Origin of the sequence: Vibrio sp. 10N.261.52.A1 (assembly GCF_002876325.1) — a bacterium.
Lineage (GTDB): Bacteria > Pseudomonadota > Gammaproteobacteria > Enterobacterales > Vibrionaceae > Vibrio > Vibrio chagasii.
Genome location: NZ_MCYD01000206.1, coordinates 1 through 343, shown reverse-complemented (window position 1 = coordinate 343; position 343 = coordinate 1). Strand labels below are relative to the sequence as shown.

Genomic DNA, 343 nt, shown 5'->3' with positions numbered 1-343 from the left:
CTCAAGAGCAAGAAATGGGGTTGAAAGCGTTGGGTGTGGCTGAGTTTCTTTCGGAATCTCCCCTTGTAACGCGCATTATTGAAGAAAAAGGAACACTGAATCCTGAAGGCGTCCCACATACCCTCCCTGAAGAAACCCAAGCTAAATTCCGGAACCTCACTCAATTGATTGGCGCGGCGTTTATTGTTGTTGGTGACGAAAAAGGTGTTCGTTTGATTCACCCATATGACGATAGGCTCGGTAAACCAATGCGCGGCGGAGACAATCAAAAAGCATTGGTATTCGGGGAGTCTTATGTTTCAACCGCTAAAGGTTCATTAGGTTTTTCGGTTCGTGGTAAATC

Annotated in this window: 1 pseudogene; it reads left to right on the top strand. The window is 46.1% G+C overall.

The features are described from left to right. A pseudogene (locus tag BCT81_RS02660) lies at positions 1-343 on the top strand (histidine kinase); the annotation flags it as partial.